The 17,477-nt window shown below is 49.0% G+C and carries 19 protein-coding genes and 1 tRNA gene; 9 read left to right on the forward strand and 11 right to left on the reverse strand.

The window, feature by feature from the left end; genetic code table 11:
* Positions 1 to 222: 222 nt before the first annotated feature.
* Genes AC4IFB_RS01290 through AC4IFB_RS01305 form a run of 4 tightly spaced genes read right to left on the reverse strand, consistent with a single transcriptional unit; the run spans position 223 to position 6,847 of the window.
* Positions 223 to 1,215, reverse strand: a complete 993-nt coding sequence (locus AC4IFB_RS01290; protein ID WP_490774989.1) for an oxidoreductase — start codon at positions 1,213 to 1,215, stop codon at positions 223 to 225.
* Between the two features lie 6 nt (positions 1,216 to 1,221).
* Positions 1,222 to 2,745 (reverse strand): fumarate hydratase, encoded by a 1,524-nt coding sequence (locus AC4IFB_RS01295; RefSeq protein WP_490774988.1) that lies wholly within the window; start codon positions 2,743 to 2,745, stop codon positions 1,222 to 1,224.
* Positions 2,746 to 2,795: 50 nt separating this feature from the next.
* The gene (gene odhB / locus AC4IFB_RS01300) at positions 2,796 to 3,989 is read right to left on the reverse strand and encodes a 2-oxoglutarate dehydrogenase complex dihydrolipoyllysine-residue succinyltransferase (protein WP_490774987.1); all 1,194 of its coding nucleotides are present in this window, start codon (positions 3,987 to 3,989) and stop codon (positions 2,796 to 2,798) included.
* Entirely contained in the window at positions 3,986 to 6,847 is a 2,862-nt protein-coding gene (locus tag AC4IFB_RS01305; protein WP_490774986.1) for a 2-oxoglutarate dehydrogenase E1 component, read from the reverse strand. Before AC4IFB_RS01305 ends, odhB begins: the two co-directional genes overlap by 4 nt.
* A gap of 229 nt (positions 6,848 to 7,076) precedes the next feature.
* On the opposite strand from AC4IFB_RS01305, the gene AC4IFB_RS01310 reads away from it, so the two are divergent.
* On the forward strand, positions 7,077 to 7,328 hold the full coding sequence (locus AC4IFB_RS01310; RefSeq protein WP_490774985.1) for a fumarate hydratase: 252 nt from the start codon (positions 7,077 to 7,079) through the stop codon (positions 7,326 to 7,328).
* A 60-nt stretch (positions 7,329 to 7,388) separates the two neighbouring features.
* On the opposite strand, the gene AC4IFB_RS01315 is transcribed toward AC4IFB_RS01310, so the two are convergent.
* From AC4IFB_RS01315 to AC4IFB_RS01325, 3 genes are all read right to left on the reverse strand, one after another.
* Complete coding sequence (locus tag AC4IFB_RS01315; protein WP_490774984.1) at positions 7,389 to 7,664, reverse strand: DUF2934 domain-containing protein; 276 nt, start codon at positions 7,662 to 7,664, stop codon at positions 7,389 to 7,391.
* A 34-nt stretch (positions 7,665 to 7,698) separates the two neighbouring features.
* A complete protein-coding gene (locus AC4IFB_RS01320; protein ID WP_490774983.1) occupies positions 7,699 to 8,163 on the reverse strand; it encodes a thermonuclease family protein in 465 nt (154 codons plus the stop codon).
* 125 nt (positions 8,164 to 8,288) lie between these two features.
* A tRNA-Arg gene (locus AC4IFB_RS01325) sits at positions 8,289 to 8,365 on the reverse strand.
* Between the two features lie 316 nt (positions 8,366 to 8,681).
* On the opposite strand from AC4IFB_RS01325, the gene arsS reads away from it, so the two are divergent.
* Genes arsS through AC4IFB_RS01340 form a run of 3 tightly spaced genes read left to right on the forward strand, consistent with a single transcriptional unit; the run spans position 8,682 to position 11,035 of the window.
* Complete coding sequence (gene arsS, locus AC4IFB_RS01330; protein ID WP_490774982.1) at positions 8,682 to 9,647, forward strand: arsenosugar biosynthesis radical SAM (seleno)protein ArsS; 966 nt, start codon at positions 8,682 to 8,684, stop codon at positions 9,645 to 9,647.
* A gap of 46 nt (positions 9,648 to 9,693) precedes the next feature.
* The gene (locus tag AC4IFB_RS01335) at positions 9,694 to 10,383 is read left to right on the forward strand and encodes a TIGR04283 family arsenosugar biosynthesis glycosyltransferase (protein ID WP_490779150.1); all 690 of its coding nucleotides are present in this window, start codon (positions 9,694 to 9,696) and stop codon (positions 10,381 to 10,383) included.
* Positions 10,373 to 11,035 carry a TIGR04282 family arsenosugar biosynthesis glycosyltransferase gene (locus tag AC4IFB_RS01340; protein ID WP_490779151.1) on the forward strand — a complete coding sequence of 221 codons (663 nt, stop codon included), beginning with the start codon at positions 10,373 to 10,375 and terminating at the stop codon, positions 11,033 to 11,035. Before AC4IFB_RS01335 ends, AC4IFB_RS01340 begins: the two co-directional genes overlap by 11 nt.
* On the opposite strand, the gene AC4IFB_RS01345 is transcribed toward AC4IFB_RS01340, so the two are convergent.
* The 4 genes from AC4IFB_RS01345 to flgA all read right to left on the reverse strand — a co-directional run bounded on the left by AC4IFB_RS01345 (position 11,014) and on the right by flgA (position 13,485).
* A complete protein-coding gene (locus tag AC4IFB_RS01345) occupies positions 11,014 to 11,556 on the reverse strand; it encodes a hypothetical protein (RefSeq protein ID WP_490779152.1) in 543 nt (180 codons plus the stop codon). The two genes, AC4IFB_RS01340 and AC4IFB_RS01345, sit on opposite strands and share 22 nt — an antisense overlap.
* Positions 11,557 to 11,867: 311 nt before the next feature.
* On the reverse strand, positions 11,868 to 12,353 hold the full coding sequence (locus AC4IFB_RS01350) for a flagella synthesis protein FlgN (protein ID WP_490779153.1): 486 nt from the start codon (positions 12,351 to 12,353) through the stop codon (positions 11,868 to 11,870).
* 5 nt (positions 12,354 to 12,358) lie between these two features.
* Positions 12,359 to 12,682, reverse strand: a complete 324-nt coding sequence (gene flgM, locus AC4IFB_RS01355) for a flagellar biosynthesis anti-sigma factor FlgM (protein WP_490779154.1) — start codon at positions 12,680 to 12,682, stop codon at positions 12,359 to 12,361.
* A gap of 89 nt (positions 12,683 to 12,771) precedes the next feature.
* Positions 12,772 to 13,485: a flagellar basal body P-ring formation chaperone FlgA gene (gene flgA, locus AC4IFB_RS01360; protein ID WP_490779155.1), complete on the reverse strand. Its 714-nt coding sequence runs from the start codon at positions 13,483 to 13,485 to the stop codon at positions 12,772 to 12,774.
* A gap of 158 nt (positions 13,486 to 13,643) precedes the next feature.
* On the opposite strand from flgA, the gene AC4IFB_RS01365 reads away from it, so the two are divergent.
* The 5 genes from AC4IFB_RS01365 to AC4IFB_RS01385 all read left to right on the forward strand — a co-directional run bounded on the left by AC4IFB_RS01365 (position 13,644) and on the right by AC4IFB_RS01385 (position 17,448).
* Complete coding sequence (locus AC4IFB_RS01365) at positions 13,644 to 14,561, forward strand: chemotaxis protein CheV (protein ID WP_490774975.1); 918 nt, start codon at positions 13,644 to 13,646, stop codon at positions 14,559 to 14,561.
* A gap of 41 nt (positions 14,562 to 14,602) precedes the next feature.
* Positions 14,603 to 15,436, forward strand: a complete 834-nt coding sequence (locus AC4IFB_RS01370) for a CheR family methyltransferase (protein ID WP_490774974.1) — start codon at positions 14,603 to 14,605, stop codon at positions 15,434 to 15,436.
* Positions 15,437 to 15,951: 515 nt separating this feature from the next.
* Complete coding sequence (gene flgB / locus AC4IFB_RS01375; RefSeq protein WP_490774751.1) at positions 15,952 to 16,341, forward strand: flagellar basal body rod protein FlgB; 390 nt, start codon at positions 15,952 to 15,954, stop codon at positions 16,339 to 16,341.
* Between the two features lie 2 nt (positions 16,342 to 16,343).
* Positions 16,344 to 16,757, forward strand: a complete 414-nt coding sequence (gene flgC, locus AC4IFB_RS01380) for a flagellar basal body rod protein FlgC (protein WP_490774750.1) — start codon at positions 16,344 to 16,346, stop codon at positions 16,755 to 16,757.
* A 10-nt stretch (positions 16,758 to 16,767) separates the two neighbouring features.
* A complete protein-coding gene (locus AC4IFB_RS01385) occupies positions 16,768 to 17,448 on the forward strand; it encodes a flagellar hook assembly protein FlgD (RefSeq protein ID WP_490774749.1) in 681 nt (226 codons plus the stop codon).
* Positions 17,449 to 17,477 lie beyond the last annotated feature (29 nt).

A 17,477-nucleotide genomic window follows, 5' to 3' on the forward strand; every position in this document is an offset into this window, starting at 1 on the left:
GAGCGCAGCGGAATCCGGGTTATCCGACACATCTCTTCCCGGATTCCGCTGCGCTCCATCCAGGCTACATATTATCCTAAAAAAATAAGTTGGCCGCTCCATTTCAATAGCAGGTTCCTGATTTTGAAGGGTGGTCAGGTGGATTTTTAAACAGTTGGACAAGCCACAGGCCGATAGCTTATGAGGAGAATGGTGCGGTTGGGGCGCACCCTTCTGACTGGATTACTCCTGAATTGCCACCAGGGTTCGACCGTGTATCTCTCCTGTCAGCATGCGCTCAAAGGTATCAGGTAGTTGCTCCAGGCTGACACTCTGTTGAACGATATCATCCAAGTGTCTCGGTTTTAGGTCTGTTGCAAGACGCTGCCATATCTCCATGCGAATATCATAAGGAGCGCTGGCAGAATCGATACCCAGCAGGCTGACGCCTCTAAGAATGAAGGGCATCACTGTAGTATTCAATACATGTCCACCAGCCAGGCCAATGGAGGCGATGTTACCCCAGGGTTTAATCTTGCAGGCGATGCTAGAGAGCATTTCACCGCCCACACTATCCACAGCTCCACCCCAGAGTGCGCGTTCCAAAGCGTGGTGAGAGGATGTGATCTGTTCCCGTCCAAGTATCTCTTGAGCACCGAGGTGTTGCAGAAATGCATGTTGCTCCTGCTTTCCCGTAACGGCATGGACATCGAAACCTTCGCCGTCGAATATATTGACTGCGAGACAGCCGACACCCCCCGTTGCACCTGTTACCAGAATAGGGCCCATATCCGGACGTTGGCCGTTGATTTCCATCCGGTGCAGCGCCAAAGCTGCGGTAAAGCCTGCTGTACCAAGCCCCATTGATTGAGCCAGGGTAAGCCCCTCGGGTAGAGGAATAACCCAGTCAGCAGGTACTCTGAGATATTCAGCATAGCCACCATCAGAGGTTGCCGAGAGCTCATAGCCTGTAACAATCACCGGGTCGCCTTCCTTGAAGCGCCTGTCATTGCTCTCTGCTACCTCTCCTGCGGCATCGATACCCCCAGTGAGAGGAAAGTGTCTCAATATTTTTCCCTTGCCAGTGCCGGCCAGGGCATCCTTGTAGTTGATGCTGGAGTATTGCACCCGGATCAACACTTCACCTTTATCCGGTGGTGCGAGAAGCAGCTCTTCAACGCCGGCAGAGTGTTGTGAATTGTCGAAGTGTATACGAAATGCGTTAAAAGAGGTCATGGTGGACTACTCCGTAACTACAGCTATTTTTCCAATCTTGCTCTGCCACTCTGCAGGACCGGTCTGATGAACCGAAACGCCCTGGCTGTCGACTGCGACGGTGACAGGGAAATCAACAACATCAAATTCCCTTATCGCCTCCATACCAAGATCCTCGAAAGCCAGCACGCGGGAACCACGAATCGCTTTGGAGACCAGGTAGGCGGCGCCACCCACAGCCATCAGGTAGACAGCTTTATGTTTTTTAATTGCTTCAATTGCAGTGGGTCCTCGCTCAGCTTTACCCACCATGCCAAGCAATCCTGCCTGGCCCAGCATCAATTCACTGAACTTATCCATACGTGTCGCTGTTGTAGGGCCTGCAGGTCCAACGACTTCATCCCGTACCGGATCTACAGGGCCTACGTAATAGATGAATCTATTATGAAAGTCGACCTGATCGGGTAGAGGTTCACCTTTTTCGAAGAGATCTGCAATTCGTTTGTGAGCAGCATCCCGTCCGGTCAGCAGTTTGCCATTCAGAAGAATCAATTCACCAGGCTTCCAACTGGCGATCTCTTCTCTGTTGACCTTATCCAGATCAACCCGGCGTGCCTGGGGTGAAGCCTCCCAGGTGACATCTGGCCAGTCACTGGCTTGTGGTGGAGTAAGCAGGGCAGGTCCGCTGCCATCCAGTGTGAACTCTACATGTCGGGTTGCCGCACAGTTGGGAATCATACCTACAGGCAAGGAGGCGGCATGGGTGGGAAAGTCACTGATCTTGACATCCAGAACAGTCGTTAGCCCACCAAGACCCTGTGCACCGATACCCAGGGCATTGACCTTCTCATATATCTCCAGGCGTAACTCCTCTTTGCGATTATGAGGCCCCCGGGTAAACAGTTCTTGAATATCGATGGGTTCCATAAGTGACTCTTTGGCCAATAGCATCGCCTTTTCAGCGCTGCCACCTACACCAATGCCAAGCATTCCCGGAGGGCACCACCCTGCACCCATTTTGGGGATCTCCTCAAGTACCCACTCCACCAGGGAGCCAGAAGGGTTAAGTACTTTGAAGCGGGATTTGTTTTCAGAGCCGCCACCCTTTGCGGCGATCTTGACCTCAACTTTATCACCCGCTACCAGTTCGGTATGGATGATGGCCGGGGTATTGTCACCGGTGTTTTTGCGTGAGCCCAGAGGATCGCTGACCATGGAGAAGCGCAGCAGGTTATCCGGGTGGGCGTAGCCATGCCGTACTCCCTGGTTTACCATCTCATTGATAGTCAGTTGGTTGTCCCAGGTGATCTCCATACCAATTTTCAGAAACACCACCACCATGCCAGTATCCTGACAGACGGGGCGCCTTCCTTCAGCACACATGCGGGAGTTAACCAGAATCTGAGCCATTGCATCTTTTGCTGCAGGGCTCTGTTCATTCTCGTAGGCTTTACCCAGGGCCTTGAGAAAATCGGCCGGGTGATAGTAGGAGATGAACTGTATGGCATCAGCAATGCTTTGGATGAAATCATCCTCGCGAATATGTGTCATAACCTATCCTGTTCTTATCTGCAGAAGATAAGGGGTACCATGTTAATTAATTAGATCTCCAGCAGTAAACGGCTTGGATCTTCGAGTAATTGTTTTATGGTTACCAGGAATTGTACGGCATCTCTCCCGTCAATAATCCTGTGATCATAAGATAGTGCCAGATACATCATTGGTCGTATAACGATCTCTCCCTTTTCAGCTACCGGACGTTGCTGAATCGAGTGCATACCCAGGATTGCGCTCTGGGGAGGATTGAGGATCGGAGTAGAGAGCATTGAGCCAAATACACCACCATTGGTGATGGAAAAGGTTCCTCCAGTCAGATCATCGTAGCTCAATGAACCCTGCTTGGCTTTTTCACCATACTCTTTGATGCGTTGTTCGACAGCGGCAAAGCTGAGTTGGTCTGCATCACGTAGAATGGGTACTACCAATCCACGAGGGGATGAGACTGCAATGCCAATGTCAAAGTAGCCGTGATAGAGAATATCATCTCCATCCATGGTGGCATTGATGATTGGAAACTGTTTCAGTGCTTCAACTGCAGCCTTGACGAAAAATGACATGAAACCGAGTTTCACATCATGGCGCTTTTCGAATGTGTCACGATGGGTTGCTCGCAGATTGGAGACTGCTTGCAGGTTTACCTCATTAAAGGTAGTCAGAATGGCGGCAGTTTGTTGCGCTTCGATCAGACGCTCTGCAACCCGTTTACGCAGACGGGTCATCGGTACCCGTTGCTCAACTCTGCCATCAGCATCAGCAGGAACAGCCTGAGTTGGTGTCGATTTTTTGGGTTGGCTGGCTTGCTGTGCAGGTTTGTCCGCAATGGCCGCTTCAACATCAGCTTTTACGATACGGCCGTTTTTGCCACTGCCCTTGATCGTATTGGGATCAATGCCACTTTCATTGACCAAGCGTCTGACTGCTGGTGACAAGACCGGGGAATCTTCACTCTCTTCAGCACCGGTTTCAGGCTGGCTGGAAGGGGTTTCTTCTGCAACAGAGCCTGCCTCCATTAGTGCCAGAATATCCTCAGCCTGGACAGTTTCACCCTCTTTAAAACGTATCTCTTTCAGTTGTCCATCTTGTGGGGCTGGTACTTCGAGTACCACTTTATCGGTTTCGAGATCCACCAAAGTCTCGTCCTGTTTTACCGATTCACCCGGTTGTTTGTGCCAACTCAATATTGTTGCGTCTGAGACAGACTCCGGTAGTTGGGGGACACGTAGTTCAATGCTCATTGTTGGTATGCCTGATTCCTGTAATTCATTCTAGGGTTGATGCGTCCACTGAGCGCCTCATCTATCAAGGTCTCTTGCTGGGCGATGTGAACTGAGCGATAACCTACTGCTGGAGCAGCGGCGGTAGAGCGCCCGACGTAGTGTAGCTGTCTGCTTTTTGAAGTTAATGGGTAGAAGCGATGTTTTATCTGATCCCAGGCCCCCTGGTTCTGTGGTTCCTCCTGACACCAGATAATCATTTTGGCATTTTTATATTGCCGTATCACATTGTCGAACTCTTTTTGCGGGAAGGGGTAGAGCTGCTCAATGCGAATGATCGCAACGTCCTCCAAGCCTCTGGAGCGACGTGTTTCAAGTAACTCGTAGTAGACTTTTCCGGTGCAGAGGACAACACGTTTTACCTTCTTGTGATCGATCTCATCGATCTCATCGATTACATTCTCAAACTTGCCCTCTATGAGTGACTGTTTGGATGAGGTGGCGAGGCGATGTCTCAGCAGACTCTTTGGTGTCATGACAACCAGCGGATGACGATATGGACGCAGGATCTGACGCCGAAGCAGATGAAATATCTGTGAGGCATTGGTAGGGCAACAGACCTGAATATTGTGATTGGCGCAGAGGCGTAGAAAACGTTCGGGTCGGGCGGATGAGTGTTCTGCACCTTGTCCTTCATATCCGTGAGGAAGCAGCATCACGAGGCCACATAATAGTCCCCACTTTTCACCGCCAGAGGTGATGAACTGGTCAATTACCACCTGGGCGCCATTGGCAAAGTCACCAAATTGGGCTTCCCAGATGGTCAATGAATTTGGATCTGCTGTGGCATAGCCATACTCGTATCCCAATACAGCCTCTTCCGAGAGCAGGGAATCGATAACCACAAAATCAGCCTGATTTTGACTGAGGTGCTGCAGCGGCACCAGGGATTCCCCATCGCTCTGATTGTGTAGCACTGCATGTCTATGAAAGAAGGTTCCCCGTCCAGAATCCTGACCTGAGAGACGAATTGGAATACCCTCGGTCAACATTGAGGCGTAGGCCAGGTTTTCTGCAAAACCCCAATCGATCAATTGGTCTCCGTTGGCCATGCGACGACGTTCGGTCCAGATTTTCTCCACCCTGGGATGGAGCTCGAATCCACCAGGTACATGAAGCAACTGATCTGACAACTGGTTAAAGGTGTCGATTGATAAAGTGGTATCGCAGGGATGGTCCCATTCGATACCTTTAAAACCATTCCAGCGTACAGCATAGGGGTGGCGCAGTGCGCAGGTGACTGGTCTGGCCTCTACAATACCTGCCTCCAGCGATTCTCGATAGTTATCCACCAGGTCTCTGGCCTGTTGTGGTGTAATGACTGAATCTTGAACGAGCTTTTCACCATACAGGGTTCTTACGGTGGGGTGGTTGCGGATTTTACGATACATCTCGGGTTGAGTCACTGACGGCTCATCCGCCTCATTGTGTCCTAGACGGCGATAGCAGATGACATCGATGACAACGTCTTTGCGGAAGCGCATACGGAAATCGAGTGCCAACCTGGTAACGAAAATGACAGCTTCCGGATCATCGCCATTAACATGAAAAATGGGTGCCTGAACCATCTTTGCAACGTCAGTACAGTAAAGGGTTGAGCGGGTGTCCAGTGGGTTACTGGTGGTAAAACCGATCTGGTTGTTGGTGATGATGTGAACGGTTCCACCGGTGGCGTAGCCTCGTGTCTGGGAAAGATTCAGTGTCTCCATGACCACACCCTGGCCAGCGAAGGCAGAGTCACCATGGATTAGAATTGGTAGTACCCGCGAGCCATCATGATCACCACGACGCCGTTGTCGGGCACGGACAGAACCCTCTATAACCGGATTGATGATCTCCAGATGAGACGGGTTGAAGCCCAATATCGTGTGCACGATACCACCGGGAGTATCGATATCTGTTGAGAAACCCATATGGTATTTAACGTCACCGGAGAGGCGTTGAGGATCAACAGTGACCCGGCCTTCAAATTCATCAAAGATCTCATGTGGCGGTTTACCTAGAATGTTGGTCAGGACATTGATACGCCCACGGTGGGCCATGCCGATGACGACTTCATTGATATCATTTTTGCCTGCATGTTGGATCAAATCATCAAGTAGAGGGATCAGTGTTTCACCACCCTCCAGGGAGAATCGCTTCTGCCCAACATAGCGTGTGTGCAGATATTTTTCGATGCCTTCTGCCGCAGTCAACAGGGTTAACAGCCAGCTCTTTTCCTTGACGCTGAATTGTTGAAGCAGGTGTCGCTGTTCGATGCGCTCCTGTATCCATCGCTTCTGCTTGGTATCGGTAATGTGTCCATATTCCGTACCGACACTGCCACAATAGCTCTTTTTCACCAGTTCGATTATATCCTTTAGCGCCATGCGCTCAGGGGCGAACAGGGAACCTGTGTTATATATAGTGTTTTGGTCAATGTTGTCGAGCTTGTGGTAAGCCAGATCGAGATCATCGACGGTCACCATCTCACGTAGCTTTAGCGGATCAAGGTTGGCATTCTGGTGACCCCGCATGCGATAACCGTTGATAAAGCGAAGCACAGAGGCCTGTTGCTCAGCAGCTGCAGGAGAGAGGTTTTCCTGTGGTGATGCTGTAGCAGAACGCTTCTCTTTTACCAGATGGAGGAAGCGTTGCCTAATGGGCTCATGGGCGGTATCGAGTCTCTCCTGATGGGGGAGTTGGTCAAATTGGTGTCGCCAATCTGGAGGTACGCTCTCAGGATCTTTGAGGTAAGATTCGTAAAGGTCTTCTACGAAAGAGGCATTGCCACCAGAAAAGGCGGAAGTGGATCTGAGGGAATCCAGATTTGTGGTCATCGTCTATTTGGAACCAATTGGCTAGTAAATATAACTTATTTTTGTGCAGCTATCAGTAAATGTTAGCACAGGCTGGGTATTTGGCAGTAGATATTGTAAAAAATTCGTTCATCCTGTGTCAGAATAGAATAAATTGTAAATAGATGACCAGACAAGGTGTTTGGAATGACTGGAGTCGTTAAGATTAGAGCGTACAGAATTAATCTGTCAATGAGCAAGGACTGAGAGATTGTCGGGCCAAAATCACAATAAACTAAGGGTCAATCTGAATCCGATCTCTTTGGAGGCGGATCTGGCCTATTTTGGTGCGCGCCTGGAGTTGGTAGGAGAGCCGGAAACGAGCTATCAGGCAGCTCAGCTAAAAGTATACAAAGCATTGGAGAGTGCACTGTGTGAAAATCTCAAGCGACTGCGCAAGAGTGAGTCCAAAACATCAGGTAAGAGTAAAAAGAGAGCGCCAAAAAAATCTGACAAGGCCTGATATCACTGAATTAGATTAACCTTTCAGACACTGTGCCTATCCTGGCATTATAGAGCTGAATCAGCTTTGACTCTCTTCTTTCAGACGCTTGTCGATCTCCTGCTCAGCCTGTGCCCAATCCTCGATAGATTTTCTAGGATCAAATCCATGTCTTTCGGCAATATAGTAAGCCGCTGTTTCGATCATCTGATACCTTAGAGTAGGATCTATGGTCGGCGGGTTCATTGGTGTCTTTGATTTATGCATTTTGGGTTTCTTGATCTTGTTTTTTTTCGAGCTCTCTTTTTTGCTCTTATCCTCAAGCTCTTGCTTGGTTTTTTTTGATTTTTTACCCATCTGATAGTCTCCTCTCAACGCAGACTTTCATAAATTAGTGTTGCTGCCAGAGGCCCACTTTTCTACCCCTTGCCAATCTTTCTGCGGCCAGGTAACCCCGTCGGGTTTCGGGATCAAGATGGGCTTCGTCAGCTACGCGTGCCATACCCGCTTTAAGCATACGCAGTGCGATGTCTGCGCCACCATGTTTCACTGTTCCAAGTATAACACCGTTTGCCATAACGACCCGGTATTCGATAGATATAGCGCGGCCGGCGGTAAGCATGTGTAGATACTGTTTTGCATCGGCACTGATACGTCTGGAATTTACCGGCGCTCTGATACCAAGCAGCTTTATCTGGCGTAGTCGCCCATCAGAGATGGTGGCTTGGAGCTGTTCACCACTGAAAACATTAATGACTCTTCCTTGCAGGCTGGCAGCCGCCACACAGTCAGGGCCCAGGCTGAATAGTAGTAGCAGGAGAGTCAGAGAGTTTGTGATATTTCGAACGAGGTTCATCTGATAGGGTCTCTTGTTACAGAGGCTGTTGGACTCAGTGCTGATATTGATTAAACACATAAGCGATTTAGACACTATCGGAGATGGTGGCTCAGCAGCTTAAAAGGTTTTCCTGGGTGCCGAGTTGGTGCCCTCGACAGGAGTCGAACCTGTGACCTATCGCTTAGGAGGCGATCGCTCTATCCTACTGAGCTACGAGGGCGGACGCCAGGCTATTGTCCCTGTATTAGATATAAAATGCTACGATGTTTTCTATTTTCTGAACGGATAAAGTCGAGTTTTTTGGTTGTATGATTGATATTGAATCATCAGGCTCGAGATGTTCATCCATAGGAAGACTAAGGATGGGATTAGTCAGGATTCCAGTAAAATTGCATCCAATATGGAAGCGTATCCGTATCCCTGATCAGATGCCCTAAAAATAGAGGGTGTGGCTATGCTCAAAAGGAACACCACTACCTGAAAGCCCGGCATGCGCAGTTGACGGGGCGTGGTTAGTAACAATTCGGGATTTAAATATGCTTGATACGGTACATCTACTAAGCCCTACATCCTTTCCCGCTATTCAGCGGGAGAGGCTGGAAACCCTGCAGGTAAATCTGGGATTTCTCTGCAACCTGTCTTGTGTTCACTGTCATGTAAACGCAGGCCCCAAACGTACTGAGATGATGAGTCGTGAGACTATCGATAATGTACTGCTGTTTCTTGAGAAGCAACAACTCAAACAGCTTGATTTGACTGGTGGTGCCCCAGAGATGAATCCCGATTTTCGCTACTTGGTGGAAGAGGCGCGAAAGATGGGTGTTAAAGTGATCGATCGAAGTAATTTGGTGATCATGCAGGAGGCGGGTCAGGAAGATCTGGCTGAGTTTCTGGCTGGGCATGGGGTTGAGGTGGTCGCATCTATGCCCTGTTACCTGGAGGAAAATGTAGATCAGCAACGGGGTAAAGGCAGTTATTCTCAAAGTATCGAGGCGCTGCTCAAACTCAATAGGTTGGGTTACGGTGTAAAAGATAGCGGCCTGATACTGAATCTTGTCTTCAATCCTCTTGGCCCGACACTTCCACCTCCCCAGGAGCCCCTGGAAGCAGATTATCGTCTTCAGCTTAAACAGCGGTTCGGTATTCAGTTTAATCAGCTGTTCACCATTACCAATATGCCCATTCAAAGATTTGGCAGTATGCTTCAGTCCAAGGGAGAGTTTAATAGCTACCTGAATCTGTTGCGAGGAGCCTACAAGCCTGAAAATTTAGCGGCTGTCATGTGCCGTAGCCTGTTGAGTGTTGATTGGCAGGGTTATCTCTATGATTGCGACTTCAATCAAATGTTGAAAATCCATCTTAAATCCGCTGAGAACTATCAACCCCATTTGAGGGATCTCTACGATGTGGATCTGAAAGGGTTGGATATCCAGGTGGCAGAGCACTGCTATGGGTGTACCGCTGGACAAGGAAGCAGTTGTGGCGGTGCGTTTGTTGAGTAAACGATGCCGCACCGATTGGTTTTGACTTTGAGGATACTATTCATCCATGTCGACTAAGTTGAGCGTGGTGATACCCTGCCTGAATGAGGGAGAAGGATTGCTGAAGTTGCTGCAGGATCTGCAGTATCTGCGCCACCAGGGGCACCAGTTGATTCTGGTCGATGGGGGTAGTGAGCCGCCACTCTCAACGTCGCTTCAATCTTATGTGGATCGGTTTCAGGTTTCACCTCCTGGACGGGCAATTCAGATGAATTCAGGTGCAGCCATGGCCGATGGTGATCTGCTCTGGTTCCTGCATGCCGATAGTCAGATCAAGCCGGGTATCGAGCATGCGATACTGACTATTGCAGATTCCGACGCTCTATGGGGGCGGTTTGATGTTCGTTTTAACGGCACTCATCCCTTGTTACGAGTGGTGGCGTGGATGATGAACTGGCGCTCGAGGATGACAGCTATCGTCACCGGCGATCAGGGGCTGTTTGTACAAAAACAGCTGTTCGAAAGCGTCGGGGGGTTTCCTCAGCAGCCATTAATGGAGGATATCGAAATCAGTCGTCGTCTGAAGCGTATTGCAGCGCCTAACTGTTTGCGTGAACGATTGACCACATCCAGTCGTCGCTGGGAATCTGCTGGGATAGTGTCGACCATTCTTTTGATGTGGGGTTTACGATTTGCCTACTGGCTGGGCGTCAGTCCCACCCGTTTAGCTGGATTTTATCGAAGCTATGGCCATTGAATATGAAACTGCATCGCCCTCAAATGCCGTGCTTGTATTTAGCAAGATCCCTGAAGTTGGGAAGGTGAAAACCCGATTGATTCCTGCACTTGGTGCAGAGGGTGCGGCAGAACTCTATAGCCGCTTACTGCAAAGAGAGATCCATTGGCTGGCGAAAGAGAAAAACTATCAAATCCAGCTTTGGCTCAGCTCGAATAAAGCTCATCCGTTGATACAAACACTGGCTGAAGATTACGATTTTACAATTCACTATCAGCAGGGAAGTGATCTTGGTGAGCGTATGTTTCATGCGGCAAACAGAGCCCTGCGTCACTACCGAAAGGTAGTGCTGATTGGTGTCGACTCTCCTCCACTAACAGTTGATCATATACAACAGACCTTTAGCTGGTTGGAGACTGAGGATGCTGTATTGGGGCCAGCCCAGGATGGAGGTTATGTGCTGTTGGGTTTGAAAGCAGCAGCAGCCGAGCTATTCAGAGGCCACAATTGGGGAACAGAAGACGTTGCTGAAACCACCAGGAGTGCACTACGTGGTCTGGAGTGGCGCTGGCGTGAACTGCCGCTACTGTGGGATCTGGATCGCCCCGAAGAGTTGAAAAAACTTAAAGCTCTGGGTATCGAGGTGGACGGTCAAGACCTCTTGCTCGATTGACGCTTTACTTGCCAGAGGCCGGTCAAAGCCAGTAGCAGTGAAATGATGATTAAACCGGGGAAGTCCAGTAATGGGATAGCCCGAGGGTTAGCTGGTGGATTTGCCAATACAGTAGCGCCAGGGGCAAACGTCAGTGTGGATCCCCAGGAAGTGTTGTTTACGTTCGGAAATAAAGGTGTAAGTGTTTCTGCCCCATTGTTGGCCAGGATGTTTATATCGGCCACGAAGTCAGGTGTTACATCTAGAACAGCGTTTGTCCAGTCACCTAGTGCGAATGTTTGAGTGCCACCAGGGGTGGTACCTCCATTGACGGTGACAGAACCAGTCATTACGTTAAGAAATGGTAGATTGTTGCCGTCGAGGATAACAGCATCATCCCAGGTGAAAAAACCGCTACCAGTCTCGCCGTTGGTCCCTGTCAGGGTGAAATTGTGCCTCATCTCCACAGCATTTACATTCGCACAGGCAAGCAGAAACAGTAAGGCGGGTAACAGGCGGAACAGGGTAACTCTTGTCATCATTTCTCCAGATTTAGGCTGAGGATCTGTGTTTTAGTAGGCTTCCTTTCTAAATTCCATTTGGGCACTTAGCGCCTAAAAATCACATCATGTGACGGTCTCTATCCCTTACCACGTCAAGTATAGTGCTTTTGGCTGTGCGAGGTCACGTTGGATTCCTCCAAATGACTAAATTTAATTAGAAAATAGCTGAAACAGTCGATGATGAAGCTCAGAATTAGTGTTTCGTTGGTATCTTGCTTCTAAAATAGACGATTTCTGCGATTAAGGGCACCTTATATCGAGCGGGGGTGCGAAAGTCTGCTAGTGGGCCGCTAGGCCTTTCCGAGTGATTTTGAGCTGGTGGTTGGGCGGGACTCTCCAGCCGGGCCATAGGTCTTGTCACTATTTGCAAAACCTCGCAGAATATCCAGAGCTTGTGCGACCTGATGTTGATTCAGTTGCACTGCCCCCCCATTGATCTCATTCTGTTTCTGACACGCTTCCAGCAGTGATGAGAATTGACGCCAGAGTTGATCCAACTGATCACTGTTCTGGCACTGCTGAATAAACGCTTTATTTCCCTTTCGGTCAGAACTATATCCTTGGGAAAGCAGCAGCTGATTGTGCTGTGAGACGCTCTTTTCTACTTCTAAGAGCAACTGCTTTTTTTGTTCGGTCAACTCTTCCAGTGCTATTGAAGGTGGGGCTTTTAAAAGTTCAAATTCCCGCTTCAGTAACTCAAGCAGGCTATTAGTCTGCTCAATTTCGCTATTCAGGAGCTTGCTAAAAGTAGTTTGATTTTGAGTATTGTTTGGCATATCGGTTAAGGAAGAGAGAGTTCCATAGCCAGCATTTTATCGGCTGCTGTTTTAGGGTCGATAGTAAAACTTCCATTCGCAAGGGCTTGTTGTACGGCTTCGACCTTCTGTGCATCAACAATCGGCATATTGGCGATTCTTCCCTCAAGTTCCTGTAGTTTTCCGGCATCACCGGTAAGATCGAGGCGATCGCCGCCTGAAGTTGCTGCAGCTGCTGACGGGGCTTTGCTTCCGCCGGCCTTCCCTGTGCTTTGTGTCTTGCCACTTTTGCTGCTCTTGCCCGTTCCTTTCAGATTCCGGCTTGAAAGACTATTGATTTGAATGGGCATCGTGCTACCTCAATGAGATGTATACAAAGCTAATATCGTCTTATGTTAATGCAACTTAAATCATAGATCGAATTTCTGTGTAACAGACTTCAGTCGACCATCACCAATCCCTTCGATACAACTCGTGCCTCAATCTTCTTCTTTGACTTGCTGTTCACTACCGTAATCAGATCTCCAGGGTTGCCTTGTTTAATGGCTTTGCCTTGCATTCGCACCTGGATACCACCAGAGCCTGCCAGAATGGTTACCTGGTCTCCCCGTTTTATAGTTTTTCTTACCACCAGCATCGATGGGGTGACAACCTGGCCTCTGCGCAGAGTTCGCTTCAGGGTCTGTCCCACCACTTCGTCAACAGACTCAAAATATCCGCGGAGCAGGTGGCTGGTATCGGATATTTTTATTTTAAGATCTTTACTGTCGATCGCCTCTCCTCTTGGCAGGTCTCTGACGGCAAAGACGACCGGGGCCTGAATGCCGACATTGGCAGATATATAGAGTGACCAGGGGGCAGGGGAGGCGCATCTGACGCCTACAGAGGTGCGTCCCAGCTTGACGCCACCAGGGGGGCTGAAAGCCTCCAGAGGAGTTTCACATTGCTTTAATTTGAGTCGATGATCCAATGAGGAGATTTTTATGGTTGCTCCCGCCACATCCTGGGTCAGAGTCGATTGCAAGTAGTCTCTGGCTGTATCAGCAATGGATTGATGGGACTGATGTTCATTATCCGTGGGCTGGGCAGAGGCAGATCCTGCCAGGAGCAGTCCCAGCAGTATTCTGAGTCCTAGTGCTTTCGGATTGATCATTCTGTATCTCCACCTATTTGCCAATAAACTATGCAAGCAATGTGCCGTGGATAAATGGATATGGCTGTTGAATTTATTAAGCCTAAAGGTCGAGGCCTGCAAGCCGCCATACCTATTGATGAAATTCAATATATATCACTAGATTGAGGTGTCAGAGAATGGCGTCAATGTTAGACAGTGTTGACCAAAGAACCAAGCTGGCTGGACAGAATCGTCTTGAATTACTGCTGTTTCGTCTATCAGGGCGTCAGATTTTTGGCATTAACGTCTTCAAGGTGAAGGAGGTGGTTCAGTGTCCACCTCTAACTGCACTGCCTGGTTCCCATGAGAATATAAGGGGAGTCGCCTCAATACGTGGCAACAACATCCCGGTCATGGATCTTTGTCATGCCATTGGCGGACCGAAGATGGGCAATGCCAAAGACTATTTTATTATCATCACCGAATACAACCGGCGGTTGCTGGCCTTCCTTGTCGGTAACGTGGAGCGAATTGTCAATACCCATTGGGAGGATATACTCCCTCCACCACAAGGGGTGGGTCGGAACAGTTATATGACTGCAGTCACCGAAATTGAAGGTGATTTGATAGAGATAATCGATGTTGAAAAGGTGTTGAGTGAAGTTTTGGGGATTGATGAAGAGATCACCAAGCCGATAGACGTAGAAGGTGCGGATGTTACAGCCTTTAAAGTCTTGGTTGTGGATGACTCGATGGTAGCTCGTAATCAGATCAAGAAGGTGCTTGAAGAGATCGGGCTGGAGGCGATCCTTGCAAAGGATGGCAAAGAGGCTTTGAAGCACCTTGAAAGCTGGTCTGAAGAGGGTAAGGTGAGTGACTGGCTTGCGATGGTGATTTCGGATATTGAGATGCCAAAGATGGATGGTTACTCCCTGGTGAGCGCAATTCGAGAAAATCCGAAGCTGACTGACCTGTATGTTATTCTTCACTCTTCATTAAGTGGTGTATTCAATGAGAGTATGGTTAAAAAGGTTGGAGCCAACCATTTTCTCGCTAAGTTTATGCCGGACGAGTTGGTTTCAACAGTAACTAAGCGTCTGAAAGATATTTCTTAAACGCTAGCCTTATTCATACAGCTGAATAACAAGATACTACTATGTACAACCGAACAGCGGCTATTTCGCCGGCAGATTATGAGGCGTTTAAGAATTTTCTGCAGCAGGCGTGCGGAATCCTGCTGGGAAATGGCAAAGAGTACCTTGTTTCGAGCCGTTTGGGTGGCGTTATGAAGGAGGCAGGAGTTGCCTCTCTCGGTGAACTGCTGAAGCAGATCAAATCTCCCATTCATTCCCGATTGAAGGTTAAAGTCATCGATGCCATGACAACCAATGAAACCTTTTGGTTTCGGGATATCGGACACTATATTCTGATGAAGGAGACAATCCTTCCCGATCTGAATCAGCAACGGGGTGGTGCGATACGCATCTGGTCAGCTGCCTGTTCCAGTGGTCAGGAACCCTATAACATCAGTATGATTGCAGATGAATATCAGGCAATGAAGGGGCAGGCTCGACAGGTTCAAATTCAGGCCACTGATATCTCCAGCAAAGTTTTAGATGAGGCCAGAGCGGGTGTCTACTGTGGTCTGTCTGTTGAGCGCGGCTTGACTGCCGAACAGAAAAGTCGCTTTTTCACCCCTCAAGGTGATTGTATTGAGGTCAAACCGGAGATCAAACGCCGGGTCAGTTTCAGGCCAATGAATCTGGCTGACAACTATCAGGTGATGGGGCGTTTCGATGTGATTTTCTGTCGCAATGTTCTGATCTATTTTTCCAATGAACTGAAAAAAGATATCGTTAATCGCATGGCTGATATTCTCAATCCTGGGGGATATCTTTTTCTCGGCTCCACAGAATCTATCAATCAATTAACCAATCGGTTTGAGATGAAGGTAGGTCATGGGGGCATCTCATACAGGCTTAAGTCCTAGTGTGGTGCGTCATATAAACCCTATATTTAGACAAGGCCAATCTCAGTTTGCGTTTTAATCACCTGCCTCGCCCTGCGGGAAGCCACTCAAGCCGCGATTGCGGCGTTGCTCCCCTTGGTAAGGGAACGACCATTACCTGCGGGCTGCGCCTTGCACTCACGGCTTGAGCGGCTTTCTAAATACAGGGTTTATATGACGCACCACACTAGTGGTTAACAGCCAGTAATCCAAATCTCTCCAAGCAACGACTGATTCCCCTTTCAGGACAAACACTGCTTGTTCTCTGTTTCAGTTGGAACGTAAATAGAGAGACTCAATGCTCATCCTGACCTCAATCACCACGGCAAAGCTTGCCGCTATCCGGCACCCGGTTGCCGTTTGCAGTCAGAGGTTGTAAGTGGCCGACTAGTATGACGCGCCACACTAGCGTTCAGTTGCGGGATACAGAGGGATTATGGCTTTTGGCATACTCCCTGCATCATGCTCAGTGTGAGAACTCAGGTTTGGAGCATCTGATGAATTTTGACAACCTTTTCGGCGTACATGAAAGAGCCCTGGTACTGCGCTCCCAAAGAGCAGAAGTACTCTCGGCCAATATAGCCAATGCTGATACACCGGGTTACAAGGCGCGGGATTTTGATTTCAAAGTAATGCTTAGTCGGGAGATGGATAGTGGTGATCGAATGAAAACCACCAATACCCGCCATATCCAGACCGAGACAGGTGCAGTTTCGCCGGCTCAACTCCTCTATCGAGTGCCAGCCCAGCCCTCATTGGATGGTAATACCGTGGATACAGAACGTGAGCATGCTGCCTTTGGTGCCAACGCAATCGAATATCAGACCAGTCTGAGTTTTGTTAACAGTAAGATCAGCGGTCTTCGCAAAGCATTGACGGGTGAATAACGATGTCAATTTTTAAAATCTTTGATACAGCCTCTTCCGGCATGAGCGCTCAGACGCTGCGTCTGAATCTGGTAGCCAGCAATATGGCCAATGCCGATGCGATCAGCAGCAGCATCGAAGAGACCTATCGGGCCAGGCAGCCTGTGTTTCAAACCGTGCTTGATCAGACTAATCCCGATGCAGTTTCACATGGTGTGCGAATGGCAGGTGTGGTTGAGAGTCAGGCACCACTGATACAGGAACATGCGCCAGACCATCCGATGGCTAACGAAGAGGGTTATATCTTTCGCTCCAATGTCAACATGGTTGAAGAGATGGCCAATATGCTCTCAGCCTCCCGTTCATACCAGAGTAATGTAGAAGTGGCGAATTCAGCGAAGCAGTTGCTTCTTGCCACACTGCGTATGGGTCAATAAGGAGACCACTATGACAACCGGCATCGTGTCCGCATATAACCAATATGAAGATATTGGCCTAGTTAACAATACAGATACAACTGAGCAGAATCAGAGTGAGCTGGGGCTGGAAGATTTTATGAATCTGCTGGTCACTGAGTTGACTCATCAGGATCCATTCAAGCCGATGGAAAATTCCGAGATGGCAACCCAGGTCTCTCAGTTTGCCACAGTATCCGGGATCGGTGATCTCAACAGCTCATTCAACGAACTGCGCGGGGCGCTGACCTCCAATCAGGCACTGCAAGCAGCCACACTGGTTGGTAGAGATGTGTTGGTTGAAAGTGATATTGGTGTGCTGGCAGAAGGCGAGCCTCTGCAAGGCAGTGTCGTTCTTCCCTCTTCAGCAAGTGATGTACGGATAAGGATCACTAACAGTACCGGTGAGTTGGTGAGAGAGCTTCCTTTGGGAACCCACGAGTCGGGACAGGTTGCATTCAGCTGGGACGGATATGACGACTCGGGTGAATATGCGGGTGATGGACTCTATCAGGTTAGTGCAGCAGCCAGTGTTGATGATGCAGAGATGGCGCCTGCTGTATTGGTGTCAGCGAATGTGGAGAGTGTCAATCTTAGTGGACAGGGCGGTATTCAACTCAACCTGGATGGGTTGGGGCAAGTCTCTATGAATGATGTTGTTCAGATTCAATAGGTAATCAGTTTCAGACTGAAGGGTTATGG

It is taken from the genome of Candidatus Thiodiazotropha sp. AKIB8 (assembly GCF_058244675.1).

What these genes read in the sequence shown, in the direction of transcription:
- AC4IFB_RS01290 (WP_490774989.1), bottom strand. Translation starts at nt 1,215, where the DNA reads ATGACCTCTTTTAACGCATTTCGTATACACTTCGACAATTCACAACAC.
- AC4IFB_RS01295 (WP_490774988.1), bottom strand. Translation starts at nt 2,745, where the DNA reads ATGACACATATTCGCGAGGATGATTTCATCCAAAGCATTGCTGATGCC.
- odhB (WP_490774987.1), bottom strand. Translation starts at nt 3,989, where the DNA reads ATGAGCATTGAACTACGTGTCCCCCAACTACCGGAGTCTGTCTCAGAC.
- AC4IFB_RS01305 (WP_490774986.1), bottom strand. Translation starts at nt 6,847, where the DNA reads ATGACCACAAATCTGGATTCCCTCAGATCCACTTCCGCCTTTTCTGGT.
- AC4IFB_RS01315 (WP_490774984.1), bottom strand. Translation starts at nt 7,664, where the DNA reads ATGGGTAAAAAATCAAAAAAAACCAAGCAAGAGCTTGAGGATAAGAGC.
- AC4IFB_RS01320 (WP_490774983.1), bottom strand. Translation starts at nt 8,163, where the DNA reads ATGAACCTCGTTCGAAATATCACAAACTCTCTGACTCTCCTGCTACTA.
- arsS (WP_490774982.1), top strand. Translation starts at nt 8,682, where the DNA reads ATGCTTGATACGGTACATCTACTAAGCCCTACATCCTTTCCCGCTATT.
- AC4IFB_RS01335 (WP_490779150.1), top strand. Translation starts at nt 9,694, where the DNA reads ATGTCGACTAAGTTGAGCGTGGTGATACCCTGCCTGAATGAGGGAGAA.
- AC4IFB_RS01340 (WP_490779151.1), top strand. Translation starts at nt 10,373, where the DNA reads ATGGCCATTGAATATGAAACTGCATCGCCCTCAAATGCCGTGCTTGTA.
- AC4IFB_RS01345 (WP_490779152.1), bottom strand. Translation starts at nt 11,556, where the DNA reads ATGATGACAAGAGTTACCCTGTTCCGCCTGTTACCCGCCTTACTGTTT.
- AC4IFB_RS01350 (WP_490779153.1), bottom strand. Translation starts at nt 12,353, where the DNA reads ATGCCAAACAATACTCAAAATCAAACTACTTTTAGCAAGCTCCTGAAT.
- flgM (WP_490779154.1), bottom strand. Translation starts at nt 12,682, where the DNA reads ATGCCCATTCAAATCAATAGTCTTTCAAGCCGGAATCTGAAAGGAACG.
- flgA (WP_490779155.1), bottom strand. Translation starts at nt 13,485, where the DNA reads ATGATCAATCCGAAAGCACTAGGACTCAGAATACTGCTGGGACTGCTC.
- AC4IFB_RS01365 (WP_490774975.1), top strand. Translation starts at nt 13,644, where the DNA reads ATGGCGTCAATGTTAGACAGTGTTGACCAAAGAACCAAGCTGGCTGGA.
- AC4IFB_RS01370 (WP_490774974.1), top strand. Translation starts at nt 14,603, where the DNA reads ATGTACAACCGAACAGCGGCTATTTCGCCGGCAGATTATGAGGCGTTT.
- flgB (WP_490774751.1), top strand. Translation starts at nt 15,952, where the DNA reads ATGAATTTTGACAACCTTTTCGGCGTACATGAAAGAGCCCTGGTACTG.
- flgC (WP_490774750.1), top strand. Translation starts at nt 16,344, where the DNA reads ATGTCAATTTTTAAAATCTTTGATACAGCCTCTTCCGGCATGAGCGCT.
- AC4IFB_RS01385 (WP_490774749.1), top strand. Translation starts at nt 16,768, where the DNA reads ATGACAACCGGCATCGTGTCCGCATATAACCAATATGAAGATATTGGC.